Annotated in this window: 19 protein-coding genes and 2 pseudogenes; 9 read left to right on the top strand and 12 right to left on the bottom strand. The window is 69.4% G+C overall.

Features of this window, described 5'->3' with window-relative positions; all coding sequences use genetic code 11:
* Positions 1 to 4: 4 nt before the first annotated feature.
* The 3 genes from AB0J95_RS45410 to AB0J95_RS45400 are packed head-to-tail and all read right to left on the bottom strand — an operon-like array spanning position 5 to position 4,627.
* Positions 5 to 2,866 (bottom strand): hypothetical protein, encoded by a 2,862-nt coding sequence (locus tag AB0J95_RS45410; protein WP_364772173.1) that lies wholly within the window; start codon positions 2,864 to 2,866, stop codon positions 5 to 7.
* Positions 2,867 to 2,875: 9 nt separating this feature from the next.
* Positions 2,876 to 3,502: a hypothetical protein gene (locus AB0J95_RS45405; RefSeq protein ID WP_364772170.1), complete on the bottom strand. Its 627-nt coding sequence runs from the start codon at positions 3,500 to 3,502 to the stop codon at positions 2,876 to 2,878.
* A 3-nt stretch (positions 3,503 to 3,505) separates the two neighbouring features.
* Positions 3,506 to 4,627, bottom strand: coding sequence for a glycosyltransferase (locus AB0J95_RS45400; protein WP_364772168.1), 1,122 nt, complete (start codon positions 4,625 to 4,627; stop codon positions 3,506 to 3,508).
* 21 nt (positions 4,628 to 4,648) lie between these two features.
* On the opposite strand from AB0J95_RS45400, the gene AB0J95_RS45395 reads away from it, so the two are divergent.
* A complete protein-coding gene (locus tag AB0J95_RS45395) occupies positions 4,649 to 5,134 on the top strand; it encodes an NUDIX domain-containing protein (protein ID WP_364772165.1) in 486 nt (161 codons plus the stop codon).
* A 59-nt stretch (positions 5,135 to 5,193) separates the two neighbouring features.
* Here AB0J95_RS45395 and AB0J95_RS45390 read toward each other — a convergent pair.
* Positions 5,194 to 5,328 (bottom strand): annotated as a pseudogene (locus AB0J95_RS45390) (transposase); the annotation flags it as partial.
* A 50-nt stretch (positions 5,329 to 5,378) separates the two neighbouring features.
* A complete protein-coding gene (locus AB0J95_RS45385; RefSeq protein WP_364772413.1) occupies positions 5,379 to 5,774 on the bottom strand; it encodes a RidA family protein in 396 nt (131 codons plus the stop codon).
* A 94-nt stretch (positions 5,775 to 5,868) separates the two neighbouring features.
* Between AB0J95_RS45385 and AB0J95_RS45380 the strand changes: the two genes are divergently transcribed.
* From AB0J95_RS45380 to AB0J95_RS45370, 3 genes are all read left to right on the top strand, one after another.
* Positions 5,869 to 6,837 (top strand): WYL domain-containing protein, encoded by a 969-nt coding sequence (locus AB0J95_RS45380; protein ID WP_364772163.1) that lies wholly within the window; start codon positions 5,869 to 5,871, stop codon positions 6,835 to 6,837.
* A 428-nt stretch (positions 6,838 to 7,265) separates the two neighbouring features.
* Positions 7,266 to 7,862: a dihydrofolate reductase family protein gene (locus AB0J95_RS45375; RefSeq protein WP_364772161.1), complete on the top strand. Its 597-nt coding sequence runs from the start codon at positions 7,266 to 7,268 to the stop codon at positions 7,860 to 7,862.
* Positions 7,863 to 7,882: 20 nt separating this feature from the next.
* The gene (locus tag AB0J95_RS45370) at positions 7,883 to 8,419 is read left to right on the top strand and encodes a dihydrofolate reductase family protein (RefSeq protein ID WP_364772159.1); all 537 of its coding nucleotides are present in this window, start codon (positions 7,883 to 7,885) and stop codon (positions 8,417 to 8,419) included.
* A gap of 240 nt (positions 8,420 to 8,659) precedes the next feature.
* On the opposite strand, the gene AB0J95_RS45365 is transcribed toward AB0J95_RS45370, so the two are convergent.
* Both AB0J95_RS45365 and AB0J95_RS45360 read right to left on the bottom strand, forming a co-directional pair.
* On the bottom strand, positions 8,660 to 9,238 hold the full coding sequence (locus AB0J95_RS45365) for a TetR family transcriptional regulator (RefSeq protein ID WP_364772156.1): 579 nt from the start codon (positions 9,236 to 9,238) through the stop codon (positions 8,660 to 8,662).
* 32 nt (positions 9,239 to 9,270) lie between these two features.
* Positions 9,271 to 9,945, bottom strand: coding sequence for an SDR family oxidoreductase (locus AB0J95_RS45360; protein ID WP_364772153.1), 675 nt, complete (start codon positions 9,943 to 9,945; stop codon positions 9,271 to 9,273).
* Positions 9,946 to 10,089: 144 nt separating this feature from the next.
* Here AB0J95_RS45360 and AB0J95_RS45355 point away from each other — a divergent pair.
* Together AB0J95_RS45355 and AB0J95_RS45350 are read left to right on the top strand one after the other, a co-directional pair.
* Positions 10,090 to 10,358 (top strand): annotated as a pseudogene (locus AB0J95_RS45355) (carboxylesterase family protein); the annotation flags it as partial.
* Positions 10,359 to 10,385: 27 nt separating this feature from the next.
* On the top strand, positions 10,386 to 11,189 hold the full coding sequence (locus AB0J95_RS45350) for an AraC family transcriptional regulator (RefSeq protein ID WP_364772410.1): 804 nt from the start codon (positions 10,386 to 10,388) through the stop codon (positions 11,187 to 11,189).
* A 6-nt stretch (positions 11,190 to 11,195) separates the two neighbouring features.
* On the opposite strand, the gene AB0J95_RS45345 is transcribed toward AB0J95_RS45350, so the two are convergent.
* The 3 genes from AB0J95_RS45345 to AB0J95_RS45335 all read right to left on the bottom strand — a co-directional run bounded on the left by AB0J95_RS45345 (position 11,196) and on the right by AB0J95_RS45335 (position 14,296).
* Positions 11,196 to 12,692: a hypothetical protein gene (locus AB0J95_RS45345; protein ID WP_364772150.1), complete on the bottom strand. Its 1,497-nt coding sequence runs from the start codon at positions 12,690 to 12,692 to the stop codon at positions 11,196 to 11,198.
* Positions 12,693 to 13,109: 417 nt separating this feature from the next.
* Positions 13,110 to 14,135, bottom strand: a complete 1,026-nt coding sequence (locus AB0J95_RS45340; protein WP_364772149.1) for a hypothetical protein — start codon at positions 14,133 to 14,135, stop codon at positions 13,110 to 13,112.
* Positions 14,132 to 14,296 (bottom strand): hypothetical protein, encoded by a 165-nt coding sequence (locus tag AB0J95_RS45335; RefSeq protein WP_364772147.1) that lies wholly within the window; start codon positions 14,294 to 14,296, stop codon positions 14,132 to 14,134. Before AB0J95_RS45335 ends, AB0J95_RS45340 begins: the two co-directional genes overlap by 4 nt.
* 422 nt (positions 14,297 to 14,718) lie before the next feature.
* Between AB0J95_RS45335 and AB0J95_RS45330 the strand changes: the two genes are divergently transcribed.
* A complete protein-coding gene (locus tag AB0J95_RS45330; protein ID WP_364772144.1) occupies positions 14,719 to 17,382 on the top strand; it encodes a BTAD domain-containing putative transcriptional regulator in 2,664 nt (887 codons plus the stop codon).
* Positions 17,383 to 17,393: 11 nt separating this feature from the next.
* Here the strand turns inward: AB0J95_RS45330 and AB0J95_RS45325 are convergent, their stop codons facing one another.
* Positions 17,394 to 20,069, bottom strand: coding sequence for a BTAD domain-containing putative transcriptional regulator (locus AB0J95_RS45325; RefSeq protein WP_364772142.1), 2,676 nt, complete (start codon positions 20,067 to 20,069; stop codon positions 17,394 to 17,396).
* 279 nt (positions 20,070 to 20,348) lie between these two features.
* Positions 20,349 to 21,089 carry a DUF6882 domain-containing protein gene (locus AB0J95_RS45320; protein ID WP_364772139.1) on the bottom strand — a complete coding sequence of 247 codons (741 nt, stop codon included), beginning with the start codon at positions 21,087 to 21,089 and terminating at the stop codon, positions 20,349 to 20,351.
* Between the two features lie 72 nt (positions 21,090 to 21,161).
* Here AB0J95_RS45320 and AB0J95_RS45315 point away from each other — a divergent pair, with 72 nt between their 5' ends.
* Together AB0J95_RS45315 and AB0J95_RS45310 are read left to right on the top strand one after the other, a co-directional pair.
* Positions 21,162 to 21,323 carry a pentapeptide repeat-containing protein gene (locus AB0J95_RS45315; RefSeq protein ID WP_364772136.1) on the top strand — a complete coding sequence of 54 codons (162 nt, stop codon included), beginning with the start codon at positions 21,162 to 21,164 and terminating at the stop codon, positions 21,321 to 21,323.
* Between the two features lie 212 nt (positions 21,324 to 21,535).
* Positions 21,536 to 23,809, top strand: coding sequence for a penicillin acylase family protein (locus AB0J95_RS45310; RefSeq protein WP_364772133.1), 2,274 nt, complete (start codon positions 21,536 to 21,538; stop codon positions 23,807 to 23,809).
* The last annotated feature ends 7 nt before the right edge of the window (positions 23,810 to 23,816 follow it).

Here is a 23,816-nt window from a genome sequence, read left to right as displayed (position 1 = left end):
GCGCTCATTGGCGATGCGCACGGGTCCAGAGGGCGGCCCAGCCACCCCGGCCGAGCAGGTCGGCCGGGATGAGCAGGCCGTGTTCGGCGATGCGGTCCGCGAACAGGTCCACCCGGACACCGAGTTCGGCGGCCGCGGGCATGGCCTGCTGCCACGGGCCGTCCTCGTCGAACAGCTTGCTGGCCGGGAAACCGGGAACCTTGATCCTTTTCTTCGGCACCAGCTGAACCACATCGTCCATTGTGGACCGGCGGGCGCAGGTGGCCGCGATCGCCAACGCGCACACCAGCTCGGGCGAGGGCTTGCGGGCCACCGACCGGATCAGCGCCGCACTGCCGAGGATCCCGCCCATGGCCCGGCGGACATCCCGCGCCACCACGTCCATGGCGTAGGCCGGCGCGATCTCCGGGCTGCGCACGAGCGCGCGCAGCGTCCGGGGGAGAAGCTCGCGGGTGGTGAGCGTCTGGAGACGGCCGTAGTCGCGCAGCCGCGGATCGAGCGAGCCCACCGCGGCGGCCAGCGGACGTACGCGAGTCGCCTGCCACAGAACCAAAGCGCCGAGCCCGCCGTCCACCGCCGTGCCGACCAGTTCGACGTGCCGGGCCCGGCCGACGCGCTTCAACGCGATCACCGCCGCACCCGGGTCGAAATCGGCGGGCTGACCTGGGCGCCCGAGACCGCCTGCAAGTACGGCGTACGTGCGGAGCGCGGAGGTCGCCGACGCGAGCTCCCGGCCGACCGCGGCAACCAGGGCGTTGGTGAGCTCGGCGGGCAGCCGGCTCGCGGTCGGACGGCGGGCCGAACCACTCCGCGCCCGCACCGGCGGCACCGCGACCATCGGCTCGGGCAGGGCCGGCCGGGCGACCGGGAGGGTGCGCACCCATTGCTGGATGGGCTTTTCCCGCGCTGGGGGAACGAGGTCGTTGAACCGCGCCCGCAGTTCGTGGATCTGCCACCCGCCCGAGCCGCGCCGGATGTCGAGGTTGGCCATGATGCGGCCCTCGGCGTCGCGCAGGGCCATCAGGACACACTGGCCGTCGTCGGCCAGCTCGGCATACCAGGTGTCACCGATGCAGTTGCCCATGTAGGCCGACCATTCGGACAGCTGCCTCGGGTCGCGGCCCAGCTCGACCGTCAGCGTGGTGCCGGGAACGGTCTGCCCGTGCACATCGGACACCTCGGCGGGGACCGGGAAGCTGCCCACATTGGCCTCGGCGATCACCGCGTCCGCGCTGATCCCGTCGATCAGTTCGGCCCAGCTCCGGCAGCGCGGCGGCGGTTTCGCGCCGAACGCGACCAGCTGGGCGGCCTCGGCGACCATCAGCGGCACCGAGCCGGCCGGACGCCAGGGCACGGGAGCGTCGTAGGTCAGAGCGGGCAACTGCGGCTCGTGCTTCACGTTGGCGGACTCGTTGCCGTAGAAGGGCGCCAACGCGTCGGCGAGGTCGGCCAACCACAGCAGGTCGTGCGGTGTCTCGACCTTGGCCGGGTCGGTGCCGGGAGCGGCGGCCATCCGCTGCGCGAGGGTCGGCTCCTGGCCATCGCTGCGCGGGCCGGGCAGCGGCGGCTGTTCCCAGCTGCCTGGCGCACGCGAGAACCCTGTTGCCGCGCGCCACTTCGGCAGCTGCTCGGCCCGCCACTCCAGACCGTCGTCCTGCAGCCACGTCTCCAGCTCGCTGATCAGCGAACGGATCGCGTCGAAGACCACAACACCATAGTTGCGGGCCATCGCGGCCCGTTCCGTGACGGCGGTGGCGATCCGTGAGTTGACCGGCTGGCCCGGCTGCAGGTGTTCGCAGAGGTAGTGGACATAGCAGCCCGGCCGGGCCGGATGGTTGTAGATCTTGGAGCGGCGTTCCGCCGCGGTCCGGTCCCGGTCGTGCAGGCACTGGTCGGCAGCGACGAGTTCGCTGTAGTGCTTCTCGACGGCGACCGTGAGCCCCTCATCGGACAAGGTCCTGGCGAACCGCAGCAAGGCGGTCGCCGCGATGGCGTCGCTCAGCAGATGCCCGAGATCCCGTGCGGGCCACCATTTCGGCGGCCGCCAGCGAGCCGCGGCGGCCACCCCCGGGATGGCGCCGAGGGCCCCGTCGATGTGGTGGATGATCGCCTCGTCGAAATGCTCCTGGTGGCGTTCCCGCAGCCGGTCGATCCGGTCCTCCCGGGTCTGCGTCGACGGCCGCCGGGCCACGCGTTCCCGTTCGACCAGCTGCGCGCACACGTGATCCCACAAGCTGATGATCAGGTTCAGCCGCCGCGGCTGCCGATACCCGGACAGCACCCGGGACAGGTGATCGGCCACTGTGGACGCCGCGCCGCGCGGGAACGGGTCGATCCCCTCCGGGGCGCGCAGGGCGAGCAGGCGTTCCACCTGTTCGGGTCCCAGCAGGTCCGACGCGGCGGACGCCAGCTGCAGCGCAGGCCACCGCTCCTCACCGATCGCCGCGTTCGCGGCCGCGCCGACCGGTTTGGTCGCCGACGGCCCGAACAGCGCCACCAGCGTGCTGTTGCGGTCACCCAGCTGATCCGCGCGATCGATACCCAGCACCTTCAAGGCGGCGAGAACCGCGTCACGCCGATCGCCGTGAGCACCGGCCAACCGCGCCGAGACAAAGCCGCCACCCAGATCGACACCCGCCCCCGCGGCCACTTCGGACCCAAGGGCGACCAGCGAGGCGAGCTGCCTGGTCGCCTCCCGCACCACCTCGGGATCCGCGTCGGCCGGGCCGACCACCACGGGCGAACCCGGCGGATGCGCGCCCGCCCGCTCGTTGACCGGCCGGGGCATGGCCTTCCCGCCGGAGATGGGCAGCCAGCACCGCATCCCGGCTCCAGCTGTCACCCCGAAAGCAAGTTGCACGGACATCGCTGACCATCATTCCGTACCCGCGCCACCGGTTTTCGGCTGGCGCACCGGAATGCCCGTAGCTGCGATGGGCCAGGCGAGGTCCAGCGCTGTGCGCCACGCGTCGCACGGACCGCCGACCAGGCCGCACTCCTGATACGCCAACGCATCCGCGTCCGCCGCACGATCAACCGCGGCGATTGGCACGGCGTACCTGTCGGCGACCGTGCGGCGCGCCACCGGCCCGTCTACCAAAACACCAGGATCAACCGCCGACGGTTGCGCTATTCCCGGCACGTTGAGCAAACAAGGCTCGGCGTCGGTGTAGTACGAACCGTCTTCGTTCCGGGGATAGGCGAGGTAGTGGTAGGCGCGGTGTACGAGGCCGTCGCGGACATCGAGGACTACGTGCTCCGCCCCGAACTCGTCGTGGTCCAACGCCAGAAAGGCATGCGAGACAAGGCCATTCCCTTCGGCCAGCCGCAGTACGAGGTCGGGGAGCCGGTAGTAGTCGTAGTCGAGGACCGCCACGATCCGGTGCCGATTGCCGCCAAGGCCGAGGGGTGCGTCGGCTTGCAGTGACGATCCGGCCAGTGCGGTTTCAGGGTTGGCGCCGGGCACGAGGTCGATCCAGGCCAGGCCCATGTAGGTCGACATGGTCTACGCGCTCAGGATCTGGACGACTTCGTCCGGGGACGGCATGGCCTGGATCTCCTTGTGCACACGGGCGATACCCGCTTTGATCCGGGGATCGTTGATACACCTGGTGGTTGCGTCGGCGACGGCGGCCTGGGTGGCTTCGGCGCCGTGCAGCGTTATGCCTGCTTGGGCGTGCGTCACTCGGTCCGCCTGCCTGGGGTGGTCGGCTCCTCGCGGGAGAACCACAAGCGGAATGCCATGTGCCAACGCGCCGAGCGTAGTGCCTGCGCCACCGTGGGTGACGACAACGTCCACATCGGACAGAAGCTCGTCGAGCGGGGCGAACGGCGTGAAGTGCACGCGGGTGTGGTCGACGTCGAACTCGGTGTCCTGGGCCGCCAGCCCGAGAGTGACGACCACGTCGAGGTTCTGGTCGGTCAACGCCCTCAGCAACGGCGACAACCGTGACGGGTCGGCGAAAACGGTCCCGAAGCACACCAGAACCCTGTGGCGGGCTCCCTTTTCCGGCAAGGCGACCGGGTCGGTCCGCCACGGCTGCCGGTAGGCCTCCGGCCGCAGCAACTGCCGTTCGGCGGGTGGCTGCCAGTCCGCGTAGTTCACCAACGGCGGGCACGTGTCGAGATACCGGATGGGCGGAACTGGGGTCAGACCGCGGTCGGCATACCGTTTGGCCACGACGTCCGCCATCGCGGCGGTGTACGCGTCCGGCCTGCGTGGCCCGTAGGCGAACATCGCCGCCGGTACCCCCAACGCGGCGGCTACCAACGGGCCGACAAAGTTGGAGATCTCGTAGACGATCAGGTCCGGCCGCCAGTCACGGGTCTGCGCCATGGCCTCATCCACGGTCAGGTCGACCGCGCTACCTGCGAAAACGTAGGCCGCGCCGTGGTTTTCCGGCTTCCGTCGCATGTCGACACCCGTCGCTCTGAGGGTGTCCGCGATGAAGTCCGCGGTCGTGGCCGTGGTGGCGAGCAGGTCGAACCCCTCCGGCGCGACCAGGTCCCCGATCTGCGCGCTGGTCAGCACCCCGACATCATGACCATTCGACCCGAACGACCGCGCCAACGGCATCATCGGGAGCAAATGCCCATGGATCCCACTACCGGCGAACAGCACACGCATGATCCCCAACCTAGACTCCGCGTGGCGGCCTACGTCATCCGCCCACGGCCCCGGCCCGAACTCCTGATCTTCGAACACGTCGGCATCCGCCAAGCCGGCTGGCAGGTCCCGGCCGGCGGCGTGCACACCGGCGAGGATCTTCCCGCGGCGGTGCTCCGGGAAGCCCTGGAGGAAACCGGGTTGAGCGGGCTCACGATCGTCCGCCCCTTGACCACCGAGGACAAACCCCACCCGGACACCGGCCAACCCCGCCGCACCACCTTTTTCCACGTCCTGGCACCTATCGAGGCGGCCGGTCGTTGGGTTCACCGGGTCGCGGGGACCGGCGGCGACGCGGGTTTGATGTTCGCCTGCCATTTCGAGCCGCTTCCACTGCGGCACCCGCTGGCCGATGACCAGGACGCCTGGCTCGGCCTCATCGATCCCGCACTGGCTACCCATTCAGCGTCGGGTGACCAGCCCGCACAAGGACCGAACGTCCACCAGTCCACAACAGACAGTAGTTGACGAGCGGGGGGAGGCGGCCATGCGTTCGGCGGACTCCGAGCCGGGGTCGGGTCATACCCTGGCGGGATGTCCCGCCAGGGCGCGCCGACCCGGATCCACCAGCGGATCCCGTCGATCAGTTGTCGTTTGCTCCACGGCGGCGCGCGTCCAGGTTTCCTGCCCACCGGTAGCAGCGGTTCCAGTCCTGCCGACACGACCCTCACCCGGCATCACACCAACTCACAGCATTGAAACGCGCGCTAGCTCACGCGACGGCCGTCCCCTCAAGCTCGACCATCAAAGTAGGAATCGCTAGCCGGGTCACGCCGAGCATGGTGGTGGCCGGAGCCACTCCGGCGGCGCCCAACCGCGCTGCCAGCAAGCCGTAGTGCTGGAACAACAGGTACACGTCGGTGGCGAAGACGTTGAGCCGCACCAGGTTCGCGAGGGACATACCGGCCTCGCCGAGAACTGCCTCCAGATTGTCGAGGCTCAACGCCAACTGTGCCGCCATGTCACCGGGATGCTGCGGTTCACCGTCGCCGCTCATCGCGGTCTGCCCGGCGCAGTACAAGGTCCGGGTGTGCCCGGCGACGACCTCGCCCTGGTTGTATCCCAACGCCACCGACCACGTCCACGGGTTGACCGCCGTTCGCTGCACAGCCACTTCAGCTCCATCCGATTGATCAACAATGCGGAGAGCCTGCTCCCCGAATCACGACATCCTGTGTCGTGTATTTCCGTAGAGTTCTCGCATGCGCGCCGACCGGCTGGTCTCCCTGGTGTTGCTGCTGCGCCAACGCGGTCGCCTGTCCGCCACCACGCTGGCCCGCGAACTGGAGGTGTCCACCCGCACTGTCCTGCGTGACATCGAGGCGCTGTCCGCGGCCGGTGTCCCGGTCTACGCCGAACGCGGCCGGCAGGGCGGGTTCGCGCTGTTGCCCGGTTTCCAGACGGAGCTCACCGGACTGAACCACGACGAGGCCCTCGCCCTGCTGATCGCAGGGTCGCGGCGCGGCGCCCAAGCGTTCGGCCTCGGCTCGGCACTCGCATCGGCCATGCTCAAAGTCGTCGACGCCCTCCCCGAAAGCCACCGGGCCGCCGCGGCGGGCGTGGCAGAGCGACTGCTCATCGACCCCGAGACCGATCTCCTCTCACGCCGCGTAGCCGCCGAGGAAGTGCCCCACACCATCGTGGCAGAGGTCCGGCGCGCGGTGCTTGCCGGACACAAGCTGCGCATCCAGTACGCCGCCACCGGCGAGGCTCCAGAATGGCGCACGGTGGACCCGATCGGCCTGGTCACCGTGCGCGACCGGGGTTACCTGCTCGCCACGAGGTCCGGCGAGGACCGCACCTACCGCCTGTCCCGAGTCCTCGCCGCCAAGCAACTCGACGAACCCGCACAGCGCCCCGACCGCATCGACCTCGACCGTGCCTGGCAGGAACGCAGCACCCGCTTCCGCACCGGCGGCGACCAAGTCACCGTCCAGCTCCGGATACACCCCACACACCGAGAGGACTTACTGGACACCGCCCTCGCCGTCCTCGCCGAACAAACCGACCCCGACGGCTGGCTCCGCCTGACGGTGACCTTCCAAGATCCCAGACACGCCGAATGGGCCCTCTGGCAACTCGGCACCGACGCGGAAGCCCTTACCCCGCAATGGTTACGCGCCTCCCTACGCGACCGCGCCACCTCGATCGCCACCCGCTATCAAGCCTGAGAGTTGCCGCTGTCAGGCGGTGGCCCGGAGTCGCGGCGATGTTCGAACATGTTCGCCGGTGGCCCGTTCCGTGGGCCTGGTGTCGAATTTGTCGAATGCCATGCACCCTGCAAAGCTTGCATTCACGGTCAGGTCATGCACCGAGCCGGGCTCGACGTCGCCACCCACAACGGGAACCCGTCCGGTTCGACGACCGCTCGGATGCCGCCGCCGTGCTCGTAAGCCTTCCCGCAGAGCTCACAAGTGCTTCTCGGCGGCATTGTCAGCGAGTCCCGTGTCGTGTGAGGACAGTGAAGGACCTACGAAAGCCCTGCGTGACATGCTCGGCCGGTGACAGTGGCAGCTACCCGGCATGAGGTCGGTCCGCAGACTTGCCGGCCGGACGCCGTTCGCGGAGTCCGCGACCAACGACAGGGGGTACGTGCGAGATGGGCAAGATCGTGGTGACCGCGTTCATGACCGTCGACGGAGTGATCCAGGCCCCGGGTATGCGGGACGAGGACCGCGACGGTGGGTTCGACCTGGGCGGATGGACTCAGCCGTACGGGGATCCGGTGGTTGAGCGGCGAGTGGTCGCCTCGGTGCTCGCGGCGGACGCGCTGTTGCTGGGTCGCCGGACCTACGAGCTGTTCGTGTCCTATTGGCCTGGCGCCGACCCTGACGACCCGCGGACGGGCAAACTGAACCGGCAACCGAAGTACGTGGCGTCCCGGACGCTGACCGGGGTGGAGTGGGAAAACGCGAGCCTGCTCAACGGCAACCTCATTGACGAGGTCACCAAGTTGAAGCAGCGGTACAACGAGATCAGTGTCTGGGGCAGCAGCACGCTGGTCCCCCAGTTGGTACGGCACGGCCTGATCGACGAGTTCGTGCTGCTGGTGTACCCGTTGGTCGCCGGCTCGGGGAAGCGGTTGTTCCCACAGGGCGGCGATCCGATCGGTCTGGAACTGGTCGAGTCCTCGGTGTCCGATACCGGGGTCGCCATCCACACATACCGGCGAACGCAGCCACAAGACCTGTCCTGAACCGAGCGAACGGAACAACCATGGGAAAGCTGATCATCAGCAGCCTGGTGAGCCTCGACGGAGGCCAGCACGCCCCCCAGTCGTGGGCGGGGGAATACTTCAACGAGGAGGCCGTGGCGAAGTCAATGGCCCGGCTGGAGCACTGTGACGCGATGTTGATGGGACGCAACGCCTATCAGTACCTCGCGCCCTCGTGGTCACAGCCCTCCGGGCCCTACCTCGAGCGGATCAACAACATGCGGAAGTACGTGTTCTCCTCCACACTGCGGTCCGCGGACTGGAACAACTCGGAGATCATCTCCGGAGATGTCGTCGCGGAGACCACGAGGCTCAAACAGGACAGCACCGGAGACCTCGTCATGTACGGTTGCGGCCGGCTCGGCCAGACTCTGCTCGAACACGACCTGGTCGACGTGCTGGACCTCTGGATCCACCCGGTCATCCTCGGCACCGGCGAGTCGTTGCTGCACAAGGGACAGCGCAAGGAACTCCAGCTGGACTCCGTGGAACGGCGATCGACGGGCGTCGTGTCCCTCACCTACGTACGCAAGGAATGATCGCCTTGGCGCCCGTGCAAACCACGAACCTTGTTGGGTGCCTGGGATGCGCCGCGCGGACTCGCCCAGTACCTCAGCGGCCTGCTGCGTGCCGAACGCCGCCGGACGGGTTGCCGTTGTGGGTGGCCGACGTCGAGCCCGGGTCGGTGCATGACCTGACCGTGGCAGGCGAACGCGGCTTCGCCGTCCGCACCGGGCTGGTTGTCTGCACCTGCGTTCGACGTGTATTCGCTGTTTGGACTACTTCGGGGTGAGGTGGGCGCGGGCGGAGTGCAGGATCTCGTCGGACAGGGGGGTTCCGGCGGCGGCGCGGGCGAGGGAGAGGGCGCCGACGAGGGTGCAGGCCATCGCGATCCGTTCGGACCTGGTGGTCTCGCCGGGGGTGAAGCCGGTGAGCAGGTCGATGAACCCGGCCAGGCCGTCCGCGTAGGCGGTGCGGACCTGGCTGTCGAGGGGTTCGTGGCTGGACTCGGCGGCGAGGGCGGTGGCCGCGCAGCCGTCCGCGCGGTTGTCGCGGTTGTCGGTGGAGAGGTAGGTGACCAGCAGTTCCTGGAGAGCCTCGTCTGGGCGGCCGGGGTGGCGGCCGGAGACCTCCTCCAGGACGGCGTTGGTGAGGGCGAACGCTCTGCTCGTCGCCTCGGCGGCAAGGGCCTGTTTGGACTCGAACTGCTTGTAGAAGCCGCCGGGGGTCAGGCCGACCGCGGCCATCACGTCGGACAGTCCGACGGCCTGCACCCCGCGCTCACGGAACAACCGTGAGGCCGCCTCCACCACCTGTTCGCGGTGCTGAGCGGCTGCGGCCTTCGAGACTCTTCCCACAACACCAGTATAGAAGCCGATCGACATCTATGTCAGCCGGCGAGGCCGGCCTTGACGGCGCGGGTGAACTCGTCCGCGAGGACCTCCGGCAGGCCGGCCGCGAGACCGTCGAGCGCGATCTTGGCGACCACGGCCGGGTCGGTCTTGTTCTCCGGTGCGACGTAGTCGGCCATTTCGGTGTCCATGTACCCCACGTGCAGCGCGGTGACCTGGATGTTCTTGTCCGCCAGCTCGGCGCGGGCCGCGTTGGTCAACGCCCACTCGGCGGCCTTCGCGGAGGCGTAGGCGCCGTAGTTGAGCGGGTGCACCCACGACAACACGGACAGCACGTTGAGGATCCCGCCGCCCCCGTTGGCGGCCAGAACCGGGGCGAACGCGCGGATCGTGCCCAGCGGGCCGAAGAAGTGCGTCTCCATCTCCAGCCGGATCGTGTCGAGGTCGCCGTCGGTGACGTTGGTGTGCGTCGAGATCCCGGCGTTGTTGATCAACAGGGTGGCGTCCTGCGCGATCGCGGCCGCCTGCCGGATCGACTCCGGCTTGGTGACGTCGAGGTACAGCGGCTGTGCGCCGGGCAGATCGACGCTCTCCGGCCTGCGTGCCGCGGCGTAGACCTTGGCGGCGCCGCGTTCGAGCAGCTGCGCGGCCAGGATGCGGCCCAGGCCGCGGTTGGCGCCGGTCACCACGGCGACTGCGTTCGTGAGGTCCATGGGGTTCTCCGTTCGGGTCGGCTCGAAAATAGAATACATCTATAATCTAATTGCGCAAGCAGGCCGGGTCCGCGGCCAGGAGGTCGACCGGGCCGGGCGCTTCCTCGGCATCCCTACGCGGCGGCGCCGTTCGGGAGCGGCGCCATGCCGGTGATGGTGTGGATCCACGGCGGCGCCAACGTGTCGGGCTCGTCCGCGCAGCCGATCTTCGACGGAACCTCGTTGACGCGTCAGGGAGTCGTGGTCGTGTCGGTCAACTTCCGGCTGGGCGCCGAAGGGTTCGCGCTGCTGGCGGGAACGGTCGCCAACCGGACGCTGCTCGATCAGTCGCCGCCCTGGAATGGGTGCGGGACAACATCTCCGCGTTCGGCGGCGACCCCGGCAACGTCACCGTGTTCGGCACCTCCGCCGGGGCCAACGCGATCCTGGCGCTGATCTCCATGCGCACCACCCTGTTCCGGCGGGGAATTCCACGCAGGCTTTCCTTGACCTCAGCGAGGATCGAGACCCAGCGCGGTGGGGTGGTCCTCGGCGATCACGTGTTCGAGCACAAACCCGGCCAGATCTCCGTGGTGACCGTCGACCTGCCGCTGGTCGGGAACATCATCCGGGCCAGCCGCCGTGAGCCGTTCCTCGCGATGGGGCTGCGGCTGGAACCGGCGACCATCGCGCAGCTGCTGGTGGACGGCGGGCCTGCCCCCGTTCGCCCACACGAGGGACCGGGCATGACGGTCGGCGACGCGGGCGACAAGCTGCTGGACGCGATCGTCCGGCTGATGCGCCTGCTCGACGAACCCCGCGACTTCAAGGTGCTCGCCGCCGGGGTGCGCCGCGAGATCCACTGGTGGCTGCTGAACGGCCCGCACGGCGCCATGATCCGGCAGGCCGGGATGGCCGACAGCCGGCTGGCCCTCGTCGCCCGCGCGATCGCGTGGATCAGGACCCGCTACGACCGCGTGATCCGCATCGACGACCTCGCCGCCGACATCGGCACCAGCGTGTCCTCGCTCAACCGGCATTTCCGTGCGGTGACGGCGATGAGCCCGTTGCAGTACCAGAAACAGCTGCGGCTACAGAGGGCCCGCATGAAGCTCATCGCCGCACCCCACGACGTGGCCGCGATCGGCCACTCCGTCGGCTATGACAACCCCTCGCAGTTCAGCCGTGAGTACCGCCGGATGTTCGGCGCCCCGCCCGGGCAGGACGCGCTGCGCCTGCAGACCATGGCCATCGTGCAGGAGTAGCGGTCGTCAGGTCGTTTGGTGTTGGGTCGTCAACGGGGTCAGCAGTTCCTGCAGGCGGTCGGCGCACTCGCGGTAGGCAGACGGCGCCTGGCCATGCGGATCAGGCAGGCTGCCGTCGGTGTCGAGCACGACCGTGCGGTCCGCGGCCTCGGGAACCAGGGCGAGGACGGCGTCGCGGTGCGCGGAGGTCACGCAGTAGATGGTGTGCGCCTGGGCGATCAAGGCCGGGCTGAGTGGCCGCGACTCGTGCCGGGGAACGGGAATGTTCAACTCACGCAACACTTTCACCGCCAGCGGTGCGATCCCGCCACCGGGTTGGGCGACGGAGGTGCCGGCGCTGCCGACCTGCCACACGGTGTCCTGCCCGAGCTGTGCGCGGGTGATCGCGGCGGCCATCGGCGAGCGGACGGTGTTGCCCGCGCACACGAACAGCAGCAGCCGCCGATCCGTCGGCACCGCGGTGTCGCGCGCGGGGAAGAGCCGGGCACGCAAAGCGGGATAGCTCAACATCAACGCGGCCGCGATCACGCACACCCCGGCGGCGAGCTGGGCGATGCTCGGCGCCGGCGCGTTGAACAGGAACCTGAGCGCGAACGAGGCGGCCACCCCGGCGAGCAGGCTGGAGCAGACGTGCACCGGCATGCAGAACGAGTACTCGCGCCGGTCGAGGAAGATCAGGGTGGTGAACACGAACAGGCCCTCGTAGAACACGCCGATCAGCAACGCCGGGATCGCGGCCGGGGTGGTCAGGAACGTGGTGAACCCCTCGCGCAGCGGGCCGGGACCGGCAAGCGCGCCGATGGCCAGGATCGACACCAGCAGCACCGGGGTGGTCATGTGTTCCTCGACGAAGTAACGCCGGTCGGTCGCGGTGTGGGCGCTCTTGGCGTGGTGACTCATGATCAGGAACCGGCCGGTGTAGGCACCCATGTACACCAACAGGCTCGCGACCGCGCCGGCCGTGAGCACGTAGTGGTTCACGTCGGCCAGTGCGACCGCCGCCGACAGACCGCACAGTCCTAACGCGACAGCCGAGTACCAGTGGATCTTGCGGGACCGCACCAGGTCGATCGACGGGGAGATGATCAGCGTCTCGACCCGCATGAGCACCAGCACCAGCAGGATGGACACACCAGGGAAGGTGAAGTTGAGCGTGGTCGTGCCGACGATCAACGCCATCCAGAACGCGGACATCGCCGTCTCCCGGCCCGGGAACGGAACCCGCACCCCGCCGGCTATGCGCCGCCGCGAGTACTTCCACCACCCCAGCAACGTCAGCGTGATCGGCATGACCACCAACTGCCCCAACGCCGACGCGGGCAACAGGATCAGCCCGCCCACCGGTCCGTGCGTGGACGACAACAACCCGCCGGACAACGCCTTGGCGAGCGCGCTATATGGTGTGTACCAAAGGAAGTAGCCGATCCCGAGGCCGAGCATCCCACCGGCGATCCACCACCGCCGGGTCGGCGCGGCCGGTTTGCGCGTGACAGTGGTCGACATCGTGCCTCCCGTGGGCAGCCGGGAAAAGAGCGCGCGGGAACCCGCCGTGTCAGGCACAGGAGTACAGGTCCGCAGCGTGGAACCTTCACCTAAACGCGCTACCACCCGGTAACTCACACCGTCCGGGGCGCAACCCATCACCCCACCGCGTGGCGCCGCCTCACACCGGGGTACCAGCCCCTAGGCGGAACGCACCACTTCACCAGGACCGGCAGACTGTCCACAATGGCTAGCCGTGAGGCGCAACTGGCGCCGGGATTGTCGCCTGCCACAACGACGCCGTCAGTCGCAGCACCCGTAAGGTCGTGACGAACCAGCTGAAAGCGTCGTTGCGCACCTTCCCGGCAGCGGACGCCACGAAGACCAGGAAAGCGTGAAACGGCAGGCAATGGCCACTGGGGACACGCGAACCTCCTCTCACACCAGACTGTCGGACTGCTGATATCCCTTGGCCTGCATGGCGAACAACCGCGCGTACTCGCCCTCGGCCGCCATCAGCCCCGTGTGCCTGCCGTGTTCGATGACCCGGCCGTCGGCGAGCGCGTAGATGTCGTCCGCGTCCCGGGTGGTGCACGAGATCAGGACTTTGGTGCTGCCCGCATGGGTCCGCAGGGTCTCGTGGATCTGGTGTTCCGCCTCGTGGACACCCGCCAGCCGCGCCGCCGACTCGATCCACCGCACCGATCCCCTGGCCGGGTCGGACAACAGTGACAAACCACCCTGAGTCCGCAGTTCGCGTTGGTCGAGACCGCGCTCGGCGGCGTTCGCGGCCTCGGGTCCGGCCAGCATCCGCCGCCGGAAGAACCCGCCCAGCCCGAACAGCCGGGCCTCCTTGGCCGCCCGGGTGTCGCTGAGCAGCTTGGCGTAGAACACCTCCCGCCGGATCGCGGGCGTCATCTCCGGCAGGACCGCGGCGCGGCGGTCGGCCAGCGCCCGTTCGGCCAGGATCGCGGGCACGCACGCGACCACGACGGTGACCAGCGGGTCGACGATCGCCAGCGACCCGACGAAGCCGACGGCGGTGACCAGGCCGCGGCTCATCCCGACCGCGCTGGTGATCACGTTGCCCGGCGTCGACCGGCCGGAATCCTGCGCCAGCCGCAGCCGGTTTTGGAACCGGCCGAGCCCGACGAACCGTTCGGTCGCCGCATACAGCTTGTCCTCGCTGAACACGGTGATCGGCCGGTTCGACTCGGCCCGCAGGTACTCCAGGGCATGCGGGACGACACCCGCGACGATGCCAGCCAGCGCCAAGCCGGCCACCAGCCAGAGCAGCGCCGGCAGGATCACGCCCGCTATCACGGAGTCCAGGGTGAGCTTGACCGACCAGCCGGTGGCCACCGGCGCGAGCGCGCCGAGCAGCGTCAACGGCACGAACGCCACCAGCAGGGGAGCGGCGGCCCGCCAGGCGATGCGCAGAGCCACGGGAACGGGCCGGTTCATCGACCGGCCTTGGTCAACGGGCCGTCGAACGGTTCCACCACCACATGCGCGACCGGCTCGAGCCGAGCCGCGAGGGTGCTGAGCTCCGGTTGTTCACTGGCCAGCACGGTCAGGACCCGCTGCTTGCCGTCCGGCAGGGCGGCCGCGACGAGACTGATCACGGGGTGATCCTTTCTTTCCGGGACACGCGAGGGCGGCGCCGGGCGCGGACGAGGGAGGCGCCGCGCCCGGCGCCGGTCAGATCAGCACGACACGCACTCGGTCGTGCGGACGCTCACGCCCCCCACCGACGTAGCAACACCGGAACGCCCACGGCCCGGCGCACCAGTCGCAGTAGCACCCAGGCGGTGGCGCGGCCGACGCGGTCGCCTTCGGCGCGACCTTCGACGGCAGTCTGTCGCCGCGCTTTTCCAGCAGTGCGACCATATTCGCTTCCCCCTCGCCGTCCGGGCGGCCGGTCCGGCCCGCCACCCGCCTGCCATCTTCGGCGGCGGGCCGGTCACAAACCTTGCGAGAAACCTGGAATTCCGGCGGTGTTCTGCGCTATGCAGGACACCGGGCGAGGGGTGAACGGGGGACGCTGGTGGATTTCCGGCTCTTGGGACCGGTCGAGGCATGGCGCGCCGGCCGGCTGGTCGACGTCGGGCACGCGCGGCAGAAGTGCGTCCTGGCGGTGCTGCTGGTCGAGGCGAACAAGGTGGTGTCCGCCGACCAGCTGATGGACCGGGTCTGGGGCGAGCGGCCACCGCAGCGTGGCCGTGACACGCTGTACAGCTACCTTTCGCGGCTGCGCCGGGTGTTGCCTGCGAACATTTCGCGGCGTTCCGGCGGGTATGTGCTCGCGGTCGAACAGGACGAAGTGGACTTGCACGTCTACCGGGACCTGGTCGCGCGGGCACGCGCGGCAGGCGATCCCGAGCAGGCGCGGGTGTTGTTCGCCGCGGCGCTCGACCTCTGGCGGGGCGAGGCACTGGCCACTTTGGACACCCCGTGGCTGGTGGACGTCCGCCGCGAGCTGCAGGACGACCGGTGGGCCGTCCAGCTGGACCACATCGACGCCGTGCTGGACTGCGGCGGGCACACGGGGCTTTTGCCCGCGTTGGCAGGCTTTGTCGAGCAACATCCGCACGATGAGCGGTTGGCTGGTCAGTACATGCTGGCGTTGTACCGGTGCGGCCGGCAGGCCGACGCGCTGGACCACTACCAGCGCACGCGCACTGGGCTGGTCGAGGAGCTGGGCACCGAGCCCAGCCCACCGCTTCAACGCCTGTACCAGGAGATCGTGGCCAACGATCCGCGGCTGTCCGGCCGGGTGGCAGCCCATTCGGTACCGCGCCAGCTTCCCGCCGCGCCGCGTTCGTTCATCGGCCGGGCGGACGAGCTGAAAGCGTTGAGCGCTGCCATGGACGCCGGCGCGACGGTCGCGATCTCGGCGATCGGCGGTGCGGGCGGCATCGGCAAGACGTGGCTTGCCCTGCACTGGGCGCACCAGCATCTCGACCGGTTCCCGGACGGGCAGTTGTTCGTGAACCTGCGCGGCTTCGACCCGTCCAATGAACCGATGTCTCCCGCGGTGGCGCTGCGGGGCTTTGTCGAGGCGCTGGGCGCGGACAGCGTGCCGATGGATCTCGACGCGTTGGCCGCGTTGTACCGGAGCTTGATCAACGACCGGAAAGTGCTGGTGGTCCTAGACAATGCGCGAGACAGCAACCAGGTGACACCACTGCTTCCCGGAAGTCCGAGCTGCGGCGTGCTGATCACCAGCCGCCGCAGGCTGGCTGGGCTCGTGACCACGCACGGCGCTCAGTCGGTGTCGCTGGACACGCTGGATCTCGACTCGTCGAAGCAGTTGCTCGGGGCGCGTCTGGGCTCGGAACGGATCTCCGCCGAACCTGCTGAGGTGGCGGATATCCTGCGGCACTGTGCCGGTCTTCCGTTGGCAGTGGGCATGGTGGCGGCCCGCGCCACGCTCAGTCCCGACCTGCCGCTGGCTTTGCTGGCGCACGAGCTGCAGGACCACGCCGCCCGCCTGGACGCGTTGAATCCCGGTGAGTCCGATCTGCGCGCGGTGTTCTCAACGTCTTGCCAGGCCTTGAGTTCTGCCGCGATGACGACATTTGGGTTGCTGGGGCTGGCGCCTGGGCCGGACTGCGGGCTGGCCGGTATCTCCGCGCTGATCGGCCGGCCCGCGGGCCTGATCATGCGGGAGCTCGAGGACGCACACCTGGTCACGCAAGCGGTCCCCGGCCGGTACCGGATGCATGACCTGGTCCGGCTGTACGCGAGCGAGCTCGGCGATCCGCTGGCGGTGGACCGGCTGGTCGACTTCTACCTGCGCACCGCCTATGCCGGTGACCGTTTGCTGGCGCCGCAACGGGATGTCATGGACATTCCTTTCGCGACACAGCCCTTCGTCGACGAGGCCGAGGTTCTGGCGTGGTTCGACGTTGAGCATCCGTGTGTGATGGCGGCTCAGCAGTTCGCTTTCGGCCGAGGCAACTATGCTGTCGTGCCGCAGCTCGCGTGGGCGATGGACAACTATCTGTGGCGCCGGGGCCGGTGGCTCGACCAGCTCACGACCTGGCAGCTGGGCCTGGCCGCGGCGGAACAACTGGGCGACACGCAGATGTGCGCGAAGGCACACCGCATCCTCGGCGCGACCTTCACCCGGGCGGAGCAGTTCGCCGACGCGGTGAGCCACCTGACGCAGGCCCTGACGCTGGTCACGGAACCCCTTGAACAGGCCGGCGTGCAGAACTATCTGGCGGAGACCTGGGAGCGCCAGGGCGAGCTCGGCCGCGCGCTGGAGCACGCCGAGAACGCGTTGCGGCTGTACGAGACCCTGGACAAGCCGCTACGGCAGGCGGATGCGTTGAACTCGGTCGGCTTCCTGGAAGCCCGGCTGGGCCGCTACGAGCAGGCCCGCCTGCACTGCGAGGCCGCGCTTTCCTTGTACGGCAACGGCAGCCGTTACCCCGGCGCGCCGGGCGCCCTCGACAGTCTCGGTTACATCGCCCGCCACGCCGGCAATCCGACCCAGGCCCTCGACTACTACAAACAAGCCCAAACCCTGTTCCATGACATCGGCAACACCTACGAGGAAGCCAACACCCTCGCCAACCTCGGCGACACCTACACCACCCTCGGCGACCACGTCGCGGCCCGGCAGGCCCGGCGCGAAGCCATCGCCCTCTACCAGGCCCAAGGCCGGACCATGGAGGCCGAACGCCTCCAACGCGAACTGTGAGCCCACAGTCGTCACGCGGTGAGTACGGAGCGGTCGAGACTCCGCTGAACCCGGTCCGCGTCCGCCTTGCGGTTCTGGATCCGGTACAGCTCCAGGGCTTCCTGCCAGGCGTGCTGGGCTTCCTCGTGCCGCCCCAGCGCGGTGTAGGACTGGCCGAGGCGGTTGAGGGTGTCGGCTTCCAGATAGCTGGAACCAATCTCGCGCATGAGGATCCGGGCGGCTCGGTAGTGGGTGACGGCGTCGGTGTGGTTGCCGGTGTGGCCCGCGATGTAGCCGAGACTGTCCAATGTGGTCGCTTCGCCCTCGGCGTTGTGCTGACGGCGGAACAGGTCGAGCGCGGCCACACAGTGCTCGCTGGCCTCCTCATACCTGCCGATCTTGGCCGCGTACCAGCCCACGGCGTTGAGCGCTCCCGCCTCCCAGGTCGGGTTGCCCACCGCGCGGCTCAATTCCAGCGCGCGCCTGGCGTGGTCATGGGCTTTGTGGCCGTCACCGCGGTCCACCCACGCGGCGGCCAGGGTGCGGTGAGCGTGCGCTTGGTTGGTCTGGTCACCGTGTTGTTCGGCGAGGGCGAGGGCGCGGTCCAGGTGGTCGGTGGCGGCCGTGTGCCGGCCCAGATCGGCGTTGGCGCGCCCGAGAAAGCGGTGCGTGAGCATCTGGATGGTGGGGTCGGACATGTGCTCGGCGGCGTCCAGGCCGGTCAGCCAGACGGTGAGCCGGTCCCGCAGGTGCCCGCGCCTGCGGAGGAACGTTTCCAGCGCCCAGGCCAGGTTCCAGGCCTGCTGGCCGCGCGCCGCCTGCTGGGCGGCGAGCAGGCACTGGTGTTCGGCGTCCAGCCACGCCAGTGCGGCCGATTCACCCGACAGCGCAAGGGGTTCCGCGCCATCGATGGGCCGTGGCACCTGGATCTGGTCGCGGTGCGGGTTCAGCTCGCGGTCCGCGGCCAGCAGGGTGTGCAGGTAGAAGTCGAGCACCCGCTGCACGGCCGGATCCGGCAGGGCCACATGCCCGGCGGCGTGCCGGCGGATCAGGTCGTGCATCCGGTAGCGGCCGTCGGCGCCCTGGCTGAGCAGCGACGACTGTTGCAGGCCGCGCAACACGATCCGGGTGTCCTCGAGGGAGAGTCCAATGAGGCTCGCGGCGGCCGCCAGGCTGATGTCCGGCCCCGGGGCCACGCCGAGCAACGCGAACGCCGTGGCCTGCTTGGGGTTCAGGGCATGCAGCGACCACGACAGCACGGCCGGCAGGCTGGCCGCGGGATCGTCGTCGTCCAGCTCACGAAGTTCCTCCGCCAGCGCGGAAAGCGGGACCTGCGGGCGGGTGTGGGCCTGCGCGGCGATGATGCTCAACGCCAGCGGGAACCCGCCGCACAACGAGATCAGCCGCTCCACCGCGTCCGGTTCGGCGTCCAGCCGCTCGGGCCCGAGCCGCGCGGTGAGCAATGCCAGCGCCTCGGCGTCGGACAGCACGTCCAGCGACAGATGCCGGGCGCCGTGCTGGGTGATCAGGCCGGGCAGCCGGTTGCGGCTCGTGACCAGCACGGTGCAGGTCTCGCTGCCTGGCAGCAGGGGAGTGACCTGGGCGGTGTCGACGGCGTTGTCCAGCACGAGCAGCATCCGCTTGCCCGCGATCAGGCTGCGGAACAGCGCGGTCCGGGCATGCGGATCCGCTGGGACGGTGTCCGCGCCGAGCGCTTCGAGGAACCCGCGCACCGCCACCGCCGGGTCCATCGGGTTGCTCTCCGGGCTGAACCCGCGCAGGTCGACGAACAGCTGCCCGTCGGGGAACCGCGAGGCGTGCCGGTGCGCCCAGTGCAACGCCAGCCAGGTCTTGCCGATCCCGCCCGCACCGGCGATGGCCGAGATGACCACGGTCCCGCCGCCGGGTGACGGGCCGAGCCGGTCCAGTTCGCCGAGCCGGCCGACGAACGACGCGGGCGCGGCGGGCAGCTGGCGAGGCGGCGTCGGCTCGGCCGGTGACCCCGCGGCCAGGATCTGCCGGTGTACGTCCTGCAGCGCGCCACCGGGGTCGACGCCGAGCTCGTCGACCAGCCGCTGGCGGGTCTGCCGGTAGTGGTCCAAGGCGTCGGCGGACCGGCCGGCCTGGTGCAGTGCGCGCATGTACTGGCCCTGCACGCGTTCGTCCAACGGGTGCTCGGCGGCCCGTTCGGACAGTTCGACCACCAGGTCCTCGCCCTGACCGGCCCGCAGCCGGGCGTCGACCAGGTCGTGCTGGGCGGCGAGCCGTTCCTGGGCGAGGCGTTCCCGCTCGGCCTCGGCCCACTCGCCCTCGACACCGGTCAACGCGTCACCCTGCCACAGCCTTAGCGCCTCGGTGAGCAGCCGCGCCGCGTTGGCGTCGTCCTCGCGGGCACGTGCGCACAGGTCCCGGAACTTCTGCAGATCGACCGTCCCGCCTGCGGTAAGGGCATACCCACCCGACCGGCGCACGATCGCCACGTCGTGCGCGCTCGCCAGGACCCGCCGCAACCGGGAGATGTAGCTGTGCAGCGTCGGCCGTGCACGCCGCGGCACATCCACGCCCCAGACCCGCTCGATCAGCCGGTCAACCGGCACCACCCGGTCGGCCTCGACCGCGAGCGCCGCGAACATGCACCGCTGCCGGGGCGGTCCCAGATCCACCGGCTGCCCGTCGACATACGCGGCCAGTTCACCCAGCAGACGCACCAATGGCCCCCACCTCCTGACTACGTACGGTGGCAAGCCCTCCGCCGTCCGCGCAACCCCCATGGCGGCAGTGAGCTGCGGTTTGCACGGTTCCGCAAGGAAATCAGAAGGTCCGCCGGGCACCCTGAGCCCTCATCCGGAGGATGGCTCCGGTGAACCCGGGCCGGGATCGTCGAGATCCGCGGGGAGCTCGAGGGCGCCAGCGGTCACTGGACGTGCCGCGCGAAGTCCGACAAGTACAGCAGCCACACCGGCGCCACCGTCATCGGCCGTTGACCCTCAGCGGGGCGCGGTGAAGACCTGCGGCGGGATCCGCGCGTCGCCCATCTGCACGGACATCGCGGTGAACAGGTTCCGGTCGTCGAACCGGACCTCGATGGTGAGCCCGGGCCCGGTGACACGGGCCAGCTCACCGTCATGGACGATGCCGAGACCCGGGCGACGCCGGGCGTAGGTGTCCAAGGCCCGCCGCTGGTCGTGGATCGCCAATTCGGTCAGCCCCTGCTGCACCACCCGGGCGACCCGCGGCCCTTGCGGCGGCGGCAGGTGGAAGTCCGGGTGGCCGATCAACATCCCCGCGCGAGTCCCGCCACCCACCGGCCCCTGATACCCGGTGTAGCGGCCAGAGACCGCCTTGGTCACCTCCATCATGTACGACGCCACCACCGCCGGGTCCGTCGGCGCGCCCGGCAACGCGCTGAACGGCACCTCCGCGGTCGCCAGCTCCGGGATACCGTGCCGGTCGCCGAACTCCTTGACCTGCTGCGCCGCCACCATGATCCGCTCGGGATACCCCGACGGGTCCGACCACGACCACAGCCACGACTGCGGCCCGGGCGCCGCCGTTCCGAGGAACTGAACGTCCGTGCAGGCCACCGTCGTCTGCTCGTTGCTCAGCTCGAACCGCCCCGCCTCCAAGTCCATCCACCACGCCGCCAACCCCAGCACGTCGTACAACCGCAACTGATGCTCGAGCGACAACAACGCGGCATCATCCCGGAGCTCCCCAAAGCTGACCATGCCGCGACCATAATGGACGCTTCCCAGCCCCACTGCCGTTTCGCCGAACTCACTGCGGGATGACGACTGGTGATGTCCCTGCCCGGCTCTCGCCGGGAACCTGTCTGTGGGGGATCTGCCCGGCGAGGGCTGAGTGGCACGAACATGTCGGCCACCAACCTCACCGGCGCGAACCTGACCACTGCAAGGCTGAACGGCGCGGATCTGACCGATGCCATTGGCGTGCCGAAGTGAGGTGGCCGGTGAGGCGGTTCACCGGCCACGGGCCATCCTTGACGCACAACCGGCGGTGGCCGGAAGTGGACCACGGATCCCGGGCGGAACTGGACCAATGCAGATGTGGTCCACTTCGGACCGGCTTGTGTGGTCCAGTGGCCTAAGTGGACCAAGGCCGTGTTGCAGTCCTTCCCGTTGTTCACGGGAGGGATGGGGACAGGGTGGGACAGGTGGCTGGGCGAAAGAATGGGCTGGCCGAGTGCTTGGCGGGGCTCAATGGTGAGGTGGAGGTGCTCACCGATCGGTGGGGTGTGCCGCACATCTACGCCGCGGATGGGCACGATGTGTTCGTGGCGCAGGGGTTTGTTGCCGCGCGGGAACGTCTGTGCCAAATGGACCTGTGGCGGCGCAAAGGGCTGGGGCTGATGTCTGCGGCGTTCGGTCCGTCCTATGTGGAACAGGATCGGGCCGCGCGGTTGCTCCTCTATCGGGGCGCCCCCGACTGGTCGCACTACGGGCCCGCGGTCAAGTGCGGCGCGGAGGCGTTCGTCACGGGGGTGAACGCGTTCATCGACCTGTGCCTCGAGCGGGAGGAACTGCTGCCGCGGGAGTTCCACGAGCTGGAGTACCGGCCGGGGCACTGGCACGCCGAGGACCTGATCCGCATCCGGACCGGCGCCGGCTACACCAACCTGGACCAGGAGGTCGCCCGCGCGGTCACGATCGCCAAGTACGGCCCGCAAGCCGAAGACTTAAGACGGTTTCGCGCGGAGGGACACCGGCTCGTGATCCCCGACGGGCTCGATCCGGCCGATGTCCCCGAAGACGTGCTGCGCGACTACCGGCTCGCAACCGGGTCCCTGAAAGGCGGCAGCAACAACTGGGTGATCGGCGCGACGAGAACCCGCAGCGGTCGGCCGATCCTCGCGAACGACCCGCACCACGCGATGACGGTGCCGTCACACCGGTTCCTCACCCACCTGGTGGCTCCCGGGCTGAACGTGATCGGCGCGGGAGAACCACAGCTGCCCGGAATCACCATCGGGCACAACGGGTCCATCGCGTTCGGCGTGAGCTTCTTCGGCATCGACCAGGAGGACCTCTACGTCTACCAGACCGACCAGGACGGCTGCTACCGCTACCAGGACGCGTGGGAGGTGCCGCACCGGGTCACGGAATACATCCCGGTACGCGGCGAAGCGGCCCGTGAAGTCTCCCTGGCCTACACCCGGCACGGTCCGGTTCTCCGTGAACAACCGGGCCAGATGTTCGCGTTGCGCGCGGCCTGGCTGGAGCCGGGAATGGCGCCGTATCTCGGTGGCGTGCACCTGATGCAGGCTCGCGACACCAAGGAGTTGCGGGCCATGCTGGCGAAGTGGGGCGCGCCGGGGGAGAACTACGTCTACGCCACGCCATCCGGTGAGATCGGCTGGCAGGCAGCGGGCCGGGTGCCGGTGCGCCGCGGCTGGGACGGCACGCTGCCGGTGCCGGGCGATGGCCGGTACGAGTGGGACGGGTTCCGGTCCACGGACCTGTTGCCGAGCTCGGTGAACCCGCCGGAGGACCTGATCGTCACCGCGAACGAGCAGAACTTTCCGCGGGAACTGCAGAAGGACGTCCCGATCGGTTACGACTGGCTCGCCCCGCAGCGCAGCGCGCGGATCCGCGAGGTGCTCACGAACGGTACGAAGTGGACGGTCGAGGGCGGCCTGGGCCTGCAGGTGGACGAGCTGAACCCGTTGGCCCGCAAGGTGGTGCCGGTGCTGCTCAGGTCGGCGGGCCGCCCGGCCGACCCGGCGGTCCGCCGCGCGCTGTCGTTGCTGCTGGCGTGGGACTTCTTAGACAGCGCCGATGCCGCCGCTCCCGCGGTGTTCCACGTGTGGTTCCGCCGGCACCTGCGACCGGCGCTGCTCCGGGACGCGCTGGCGCCACACGTCAGGCCCGATCGGCTGGCCGACGCCGTTGAGGCCGTGCTCCCGGACGAGACCCTGGCCGGCGATCCGCGCGTGGACCTGCAGCTCCTGCGATCGCGCCTGGACGACCGGGAATTGCTGCGGTCGACGTTCGCCGACGCCGTGACAGAACTGGTGGCGGCCCACGGCAGGCGGCCGGAGGCATGGCGGTGGGGCGACCTGCACACGCTGACGTTCACGCACCCGCTCGCGTGCCTGCTGCCCGAGTCCTACGAGCTGCCGCCGTTCCCGCGCAGCGGCAGCGGCGACACCGTCGGCAGCACGGCGTTCGACCCGTCGTTCCGGCAGGTGCTCGGCGCCTCGTTGCGGATCGTCATCGACGTCGGGGCGTGGGACGAGTCGGTCGCGGTCAACGCCCCAGGCCAGTCCGGCCGCCCGGAGTCCAAGCACTACGACGACCACATCGACGCGTGGTCGCGCGGGAACGCGTTCCCGCTGTCGTATTCGCGGCCGGCGGTGGAGCGGTTCACCGAGTCGCGGCTGGTGCTCCGGCCACCGGGCGTCACAGATCAGCCATCGGCGTTGTCATAGCTGGCCA

The organism is Actinocrispum sp. NPDC049592 (assembly GCF_040675465.1).
Classification (GTDB): domain Bacteria; phylum Actinomycetota; class Actinomycetes; order Mycobacteriales; family Pseudonocardiaceae; genus Kibdelosporangium.
Note: the sequence above shows the minus strand (reverse complement) of the source record. Positions and strands in the feature narration are given on the sequence as shown.